Source organism: Levilactobacillus suantsaiihabitans (assembly GCF_004745505.1).
In the GTDB taxonomy this organism is placed as follows: Bacteria; Bacillota; Bacilli; order Lactobacillales; family Lactobacillaceae; genus Levilactobacillus; species Levilactobacillus suantsaiihabitans.
The window spans coordinates 41,463-48,794 of sequence record NZ_RKLX01000022.1 but is presented as its reverse complement, the minus strand read 5'-3'; the positions used below and the strand labels follow the sequence as shown (position 1 = coordinate 48,794).

The following is a 7,332-nucleotide window of genomic DNA, read 5'->3' as shown; positions in this document are numbered from 1 at the left end:
CTAACTTCCACTACAGAATACAGATTGAATTCAATATTCGGGTCCAAAAAAGAGGCCCAATTCGTAAGTGAATTGAACCTCTCAAATTCTCCCCATCAACACCGGTTGACAAAGAGCCGGATAAACAACAAAACAGGTCCCCATCGAAGCGCACTTCAAACGCCGATGGGGACCTGTTTCTACTATATAAAGACATTTATGGGAACTGACAAGTGGTGCTGGCTGATGAAGCCTGCCACTAACCGACGACTAGGGGGATTGGTCGGTGGTGGACGAAGCGCTTAGGCGGCTAGCTTACTTGGCGATGTAAGTCGTCTTGAAGTCGTAAGGCACACCAGCGGGATTGTAGTTGATGTTTTTGACATTCTTTCGTAACAGTTGTGATTTGGCGGGTTGGTACAATGGGATGGTCCCTTGATCGTTCATCAGGACCTTTTCGGCTTGGACCAACTTAGCCCACCGCTTGACCGGTTGATTACCGTCTTGGTTTTCGGATTCGTCCAGCAACTTATCGTATTGCTTGTTGGACCAGCTAGATGTGTTGTAGCTGGAGTTGGATTCGTAAACGTCCAAGAAGTTGATGGGGTCGGCGAAAACGGATTGCCAGCCACTGAGCGTCAAATCATAATTCTTGTTGTGTTGGCGCGTGATCAGTTGCACGTAAGGAATCGTGTTGATGGAGACCTTCACGCCGGGGAGTTTTTGCAACGAACTCTGTAAGAACTCGGCCGTTTGCTTGCTGGCGTCGGTGTCGGAAACCAACAGGGTGACGGCTAACGACTTCTTACCCGTTTGCTGATACCCCTTAGCCAGCAGTTGCTTGGCTTTTTTCAGGTTGTAGGAAACGGCGGAACTGACCTCGGCTTCCTGGTCAAAGCCTTCGCCGGTCTTGGGGTTGTTGCCCATGCCAGCCGGAACGAAGCCCTTGGAAACGGTCGAACCATCTTGCAAGACGTTTTTGACCAATTGTTGCCGGTTGATGGCCAGGGAGAAGGCTTTGCGGACGTTGACGTTCTTGAAGGCAGGCACCGTCTTTTGGTTCAGACTTAGGCGTTGGGTACCGGTAGGGAGGCGTTTAACAAAGTTTTCGTTATTCTGGTTGTTCTTGACCTGTTGGCCGTCGAGTAAGGTCTCGTCGGTCTTTTTGGCATTAAATAAATTGTAACTGGTCGTGGTGCTCTTGGTGACGACCGTGTTGATCTTGTCGAGGTGGACGGCTTGCTTGTCCCAGTAAGTCTTGTTCTTGGCCAGCGTCCAGGTGGTGCTGGTCCCGTTCCATTTGGTCAAGCGGAACGGCCCGTTGTACACGGTCGTGGCGGAACTGGTCCCGTACTTCTTGCCGTATTTTTGCACGGCGTTTTGGTTGACCGGGTAGAAGAGCGGCCAGGCCAGTAACTTCTTGAAGTAAGAAACAGGCTTGGTCAGCTGCACGGTCAGCTTGTAGTCGCCATCGGCCTTGATGCCCAGCGAACTCAGCGGCTTTTTGCCACTATTGACAGCCTCGGCATTTTTCACCTGGAAGAAGTAAAAGGCGTCTTGCGAAGCAGTCTTGGGATTGACCGTGCGTTGCCAGGAGTAAACGAAGTCCTTGGCTGTGACCGGATCGCCGTTAGACCATTTGACGCCCTTGCGCAGGGTAAACGTGTAGGTCTTGCCACCGTTGGTCAGCTTGGTCTTAGTGGCCAACGCGTTGGCCGGCGTTCCCTTGTCGTTCAAGCGATAAAGACCTTCTTGCGTGTTCTGTAAAACGGTGAAACTCAAGGTGTCCGTGGCCTTGGCCAGATCGTTGGTGGCCAGCTCAGATGTTTCCGTCCAGTTCAAGGTTTGGTCGGCCGCGTACTTGGCGCTACCACCATCGCTGTTGGCACTGGATTGGCTCCCACAGCCAGCTAATGTCAGGAGGCTCAGGGCCGCCACCGTTAAAATCGTTCCCTTTTTCTTCATCCAAAACATCTCCTCAAAATAAAAATCGTCCTCATGTTAGTTAAACATAAGGACGATTTCACTCGCGGTACCACCTTGATTTATGGGGGACTCACATCCACCATCTCCGTAACTTCTGTTGCCAAAAGTCGGAAGCGGTAACGGGCTTCAAATCGAACAATCAGCTTCCACCAATTGTTAGCAACCAGGCTCATCTTCACGACTCCGTTGTAAGCCACCTTTTCAGCTACCGGTGGTCTCTGGACTTAGCGGGAGTCACTACTCTTCCTGGCGATGCGTTCGTGTATTTCTAATATGGCTCTAATAATAACGAGGCCAGTTCGGTTTGTCAACAGGGAATTTTAAAATGGTTGATTGCGCTGTGTGACGGTGATTTTGGTGGAATATATAGAAAGAACCGGGAAATGGGGGCGGAATATAATTTTATTTATCATGATTTTCACATTTTTATTTTTGGATAATTATGCGGGGTAAAACGTGGTACGTGAATATTAAAATGCATCTCCATCATAAATAGATAATCAGCTGAAACAAGTATAGACAAGCCGGATAAGCCGGCATAGGATGAGACTGACTGATGAAATGGACTGGATTGTCTAATAACTAAATGATGGAAATCTTTGCGCTATTCGATGGGGTACGTAGCTTTGATTATTTCGAATGTTTTCGGTAAATCCAAGGACAGTTGCTAATAAATACTAGTTACCCAATAACCAGACAGAGCATGAATTTTATTCAAATTGTCTGATTATTTATCACTTGCATTGGCGGTTGTTAGAATAGCGCAAATTTAATTTGCGCGAAACCCATTTGATTATTTATCGTGTTCTGAAGTACCGAGGTATTTTTTATGTTTGGGTAGTTCAGCCAGGTTTAAACCAGACTCTGTAAGGCACCTTGACGCTGTGGGTGATACGTGGCAAGTAATTTTTGAAACGGTGTTGCGGTGATCAGAAGACACCAAAAAAGGGAACGCCAGCAAAAAGCCAGCGTTCCCTTTACTATACCCTAAAACACAACTACCCAGCCGCATAAGGCACAGGTTTGCTATAGTAATACCCCTGCGTCATCTCCGCGTTGTACTGCTTGGCCAGGGCCACATCGCTAGGGTCTTCAATCCCTTCCAGCGTGAAGCCCAGCTGGTACATGTCGGCAATCTTGCGCCAAGCTTTTAAGCTGGGTAGCAATTCCTTTTGCCGGTGTTGCAAGCGGAAATTTTGCATGGCGAATTTGATACTGTCCATGAAGGGCAGCACGTCTTGCACGTGGGGGCCCCACGGATTGTCAGTGCCCACGTCGTCGAGACTCAGTTTGATGCCAAACGACCGGTACAACGCCACGTAGCGGTGGAGTTCTTCCAGGCTAGGCGCCTCGGTCAATTCGACGATCAGGTTTAAATTTTTAATGGACTTTTTTAAGTGAATTAAGTGGCCAATCGTCTGGCGGTCCGAGAATTGCTCACGGTTTAAGTTCAGCGAGATCTCGGGATTGTCGGTGTGGTCCTTCAAGATGTTGGTGATTTCTTGATAGGACAGGGACACCTGCTGGTCCATCGGGAGCGCGGTGAAATCAGTCGGCGTCACCCAGTAATTGTGATGATACGAGCGCAATAACAGCTCGTAGCCCGCTAACTTCTGCGTTGCCACGTTCACTTGTGGCTGGACGAAAAATCGATACATTAAACAGAAAATCCCCTTTCTGGGTAAAAATGCAGTTACAATCAGTACTGACCATTATACATCATCCTGAAATTATTTTATAGCCATAAAGATGCACGACTTTAGCAATTTGTCCCGTCAAATCCGGGTGGTCGTCCGCTAAGTGACCGCCAATCACGCCCTGTGGTGTTACAGATTGGTCGGCTTAACCCCTAAATTCAACTCGTAAGCACGGCGGGCATTGTCGCCGGGCTCGGCCACGTGAATGATGCCGCGGTACTGGTAGCCCAGGCTGGTCGCGATGGCCTGCATCCGTTTGTTCAGGTCATGCGTGTCGATCCGAAAGTTACGGATGCCCGCTTGGTAGGCCTGGCTGATGAGATTCGAGAAGAAGAAATGGCTCAGGTGTTGCCCCGCGAAGTCCGCGCTCAGGGCAATCCGGTGAATCGTGGCGTAGGGGTCGGTCGTGTTTTGCCAGCCCGCACCCGCGATTTCATGGTAATTCGGGTCGTCGGCAATTACCTGGGCCGCGGTCCCGGCAATCTGCCCGTCGATCATCAATAGCCAGCTACATTGGGCCATAATGTCGCGCTGAATGGCCGTCTCGTCTGGATACCCGTCTTGCCACTGCGGACTGCCATCGGCCTTCAACAAAGCCTTAGCGTTGCCAATAATGGTCATGATTGCCGGAATATCGGCCATCGTCGCCCGCTTGATATAGATTAAACTCATGAATTGTCCGCCACCGTTTCGTTTAGAATAACCTCTAGGATACCACTAAACGCAGGCGAAGGGGTAGCTGATTACTGGCTTACCGTCCGCCCAAGGGGGAGTACGTCCCAGCCGAGACTGTCACCGCCCGCTAGACCGCACAAAAAAACGGCCAGGCCGCAGCCTAACCGATTTTTCCGCACCTAAAGCGCGCTGTTATAGAGGGATTCAACGTAGCTGACGATCGAGCCACCGACCAAATTGGCCGCGATGAAGCCGAAGATGGCAAAGGCGACTGCCAAGGCCAATTCCGCCAACAGGACCGCGTAGAACTTGTCCATCCGCGGCGTGGGCACGTCGTCGATGATGATGAAGATAAACGCGGCGCTGATCAGGATATTGGCGGGCACCAGGAACAGCAAGAAGATGCTCAGGCTGGAGAGGTTGCCAGCGCCAGTGATGAGGCCCAACAAGAAGGTGATCAGGTTGAAGATCAATAAGAGGTTGGTCACCCCGGCAAAGTGGTTGAGGAAGTCCCAGAAGTTCTGGGACTCGCCGGTAATGATGCGCCGGAATGCGTAGCTGATGCCCACGTAGATGGCGTAGCCGATGATGACTAAGAAGAACAGGGTCAGGCCGGTCTTAAAGATCAAGCCGTTGACGTTGAGCACCCGACTCAGTTCAGCGGCCGCGTATTGGTCCATCGTCCGGATGGCCATCGTCGTCAGCTTTTGGCTGAGCATGACCAGCGTGAGCGACAGCAACAACGCTTCGGCGACCAGCGAAATCAGGCCGAAAAAGCGGTTGGTGCCGGGCAAGTTTTGACTGGGATGCCGCAATGTAGCGAAGTACCAGTTAAAATAGTTGCCGGACGGGTTGGCCGTGCGCCGGGCCGTCGGGGTGGGTGTTTCAGTCTGTGCGGGTTGGGGTTGGGCGGCTGGTGTGGGGTCCGGTTGGGCCGTTTCGTTTAGCGCCGCGCCCACCGCGTAGCCACATTGGGGACAAAACTGGGCGTCTGGTTTCAATTCATTGCCGCAGTGTGGGCAAAATTTGGGTTGATCAGTCATGGTAACGTCTCCTTAATCTTCGTCTTCGTGCCGGTCGTCGGTCTTGACCGCGTGGCCGTATTTCACGATTTCATAGCTCTGCGACGAGTTGTCGTTGCCTGCCGGTTGAACGGTGGCGGTGTACTGGAAGTCTTGGACGTGGTCGTAATCGTAGTTGGTCAAACCAAAGGTATACTCCACGGTAAACGTGACGATGCTGGTACCGTTGGGGCCGGGCTTGACGGCTGTGACGTCGGTATCCATGCCGATGCTGTCCAGGTCGTCATTATCGTTATACCCCTTGGCCATCTTCTTGAGGTCGACGTAGTAGGCGTTGCTGGCACCGTTCACGAAGAAGTCAGACATCGGGTCACCATCGTCGTCAGTCGCATCATCGATTCCGCCAAATCTAGCTAGGCCATCGGCGGCTTCAAATAGGTTACTGATCAACTCATCCGCGTCGCTTTCGGCCATCATATCTTTGTAATCCAAGTCGACGTAACTGCCATCGTCACTCTTTTTCAGCTTGGTCGTGGCCGTCGTGGCCTTCCCAATATCAGAGGTGTAAGCCGCGTAGACCGCCATGTCGGAGGACCACGGTTCGTTCTTCAGCCGGTAGGTCCCGCTACTGTCGGCGGTGCCCAGCTTCTTGCCGTTGAGGTAAACGGCGGATCCGGGTACCGTGTCTAGGTCCACGGTGATGGTCGTCAGCTGCAGGTCGTAGGTCTTGCTCGACGTGATGTGGTAGTCGCCGCTGTTGGTCAAATTGTGGCCGCCAATTCGGCCCTTTGATTGCAGGTGATACTCGCCGGGCACCAGCGCACTGAGTTTCTTGGTGTAGCTGTCGGTCGTGGCCGTCGCAATTTTATGGTTGTCTAGCGAAATGACGTTACCGGTGTGGTTGGTGGTCACGGTCGGGTAGACGGGACTAACGCTGATCTGGTATTTCGGGAAGAATAGGAAATGCCGACCAGTTTGTTCGTACACGAAGTTGCCATCGCTGGACCGGCCGCTGCTGGCGAGGTCAGCCTTTAATTTACTGAGGTCGCGGGCGTGGTCGCTGTAGTAGCGGTTGACCGGCAGGAGCTTTTGCTTGTTGAGCGTCAGATCGGTGCTGGCGCTGGTGAAGTCCGCCGTTAAATGTTGGCCGCTCTTGATGTCGCTAATGGTCCGGTCGAGCGTGGCCGCACGGGAGTAATGGCTACTGCCCCAAACGAAGAAGGCCACTAGGACCACGGCGAGGCCGCCGATTCCCCACCAGAGACGTTTCTTTTTCTTGGACCAGGGTTGCCGGGGCCGTCGCGTTGCGGGGGCCGAGGCGTTGGTGGGTTGCGTTTGCGTCGGTTGCACTTGACCGGCTGCTTGGGCTGCTGCCTTTAGGTCGTAGCCACAGTTGGGACAGAAGGTGTCGGTCGGGGCGACCGGTTGGCCACAGTTGGGGCAGAAATTCGCCTGGGCCCCTGGTTGATCGTTGGCCGGGGCGTGAAATGTCAATGGGGTCATGGGCGCGCCTCCATTCTAGAAGGTGAATCCACGACCAGCGCCTCGCCGTACAGGCAGAGTTGGCTGGGCTGCATCGGTTCTGGTTGGATCGACACGCGCGCCACACCGGCATAGCCTTTGGCCAGGAGTAGAGCGTAGACGTGCTTGAACAAGTCTTCCCAAGCGGCTTTGGCGCCGGCGCGTGGGGCGACGTCGCTTTCGGCAAAGATCAGGCCGGCCGACCGGTAGCCCGCGGGGATATTTTGGTCTTCAGTAATCTTGAAGTTCTTGGTTTGCGCGACCTCGTCGGGGGTCAACTCCAGGTCAATCAGGGGGAAAGTCTGGTCCGCAGCGTGGGGGATCAACGCGTATTCATCCGCGGCGGAAAGCGTCGTGCCACATTTCAGACAGAAATTGGCGTCGGCCGCATTTTGGTTGCCGCAGTTGGAACAGATCCGGTAGTAGGTTTGTTTCATTGGGAAAAATCCTTT

6 protein-coding genes are annotated in these 7,332 nt (G+C 52.8%); all 6 read right to left on the bottom strand.

Annotated features, from left to right (window positions below; all coding sequences use genetic code 11):
• Positions 1–294: 294 nt before the first annotated feature.
• The gene (locus tag EGT51_RS10905; RefSeq protein WP_135368733.1) at positions 295–1,944 is read right to left on the bottom strand and encodes a peptide ABC transporter substrate-binding protein; all 1,650 of its coding nucleotides are present in this window, start codon (positions 1,942–1,944) and stop codon (positions 295–297) included.
• Between the two features lie 1,019 nt (positions 1,945–2,963).
• Positions 2,964–3,623 (bottom strand): EAL domain-containing protein, encoded by a 660-nt coding sequence (locus tag EGT51_RS10900; RefSeq protein ID WP_135368732.1) that lies wholly within the window; start codon positions 3,621–3,623, stop codon positions 2,964–2,966.
• Positions 3,624–3,791: 168 nt separating this feature from the next.
• Complete coding sequence (locus tag EGT51_RS10895) at positions 3,792–4,334, bottom strand: GNAT family N-acetyltransferase (protein ID WP_135368731.1); 543 nt, start codon at positions 4,332–4,334, stop codon at positions 3,792–3,794.
• A gap of 182 nt (positions 4,335–4,516) precedes the next feature.
• Positions 4,517–5,380, bottom strand: coding sequence for a zinc ribbon domain-containing protein (locus EGT51_RS10890; protein ID WP_135368730.1), 864 nt, complete (start codon positions 5,378–5,380; stop codon positions 4,517–4,519).
• Positions 5,381–5,392: 12 nt separating this feature from the next.
• The gene (locus EGT51_RS10885) at positions 5,393–6,862 is read right to left on the bottom strand and encodes a zinc ribbon domain-containing protein (RefSeq protein ID WP_135368729.1); all 1,470 of its coding nucleotides are present in this window, start codon (positions 6,860–6,862) and stop codon (positions 5,393–5,395) included.
• Positions 6,859–7,317 (bottom strand): zinc ribbon domain-containing protein, encoded by a 459-nt coding sequence (locus EGT51_RS10880; RefSeq protein WP_135368728.1) that lies wholly within the window; start codon positions 7,315–7,317, stop codon positions 6,859–6,861. The genes EGT51_RS10885 and EGT51_RS10880 overlap by 4 nt, the downstream gene beginning before the upstream one ends.
• Positions 7,318–7,332: the final 15 nt, after the last annotated feature.

Bases quoted from the DNA above. Each gene is read 5' to 3' on its own strand.
- EGT51_RS10905 (WP_135368733.1), bottom strand. From the start codon at position 1,944: ATGAAGAAAAAGGGAACGATTTTAACGGTGGCGGCCCTGAGCCTCCTG.
- EGT51_RS10885 (WP_135368729.1), bottom strand. From the start codon at position 6,862: ATGACCCCATTGACATTTCACGCCCCGGCCAACGATCAACCAGGGGCC.
- EGT51_RS10880 (WP_135368728.1), bottom strand. From the start codon at position 7,317: ATGAAACAAACCTACTACCGGATCTGTTCCAACTGCGGCAACCAAAAT.
- EGT51_RS10900 (WP_135368732.1), bottom strand. From the start codon at position 3,623: ATGTATCGATTTTTCGTCCAGCCACAAGTGAACGTGGCAACGCAGAAG.
- EGT51_RS10890 (WP_135368730.1), bottom strand. From the start codon at position 5,380: ATGACTGATCAACCCAAATTTTGCCCACACTGCGGCAATGAATTGAAA.
- EGT51_RS10895 (WP_135368731.1), bottom strand. From the start codon at position 4,334: ATGAGTTTAATCTATATCAAGCGGGCGACGATGGCCGATATTCCGGCA.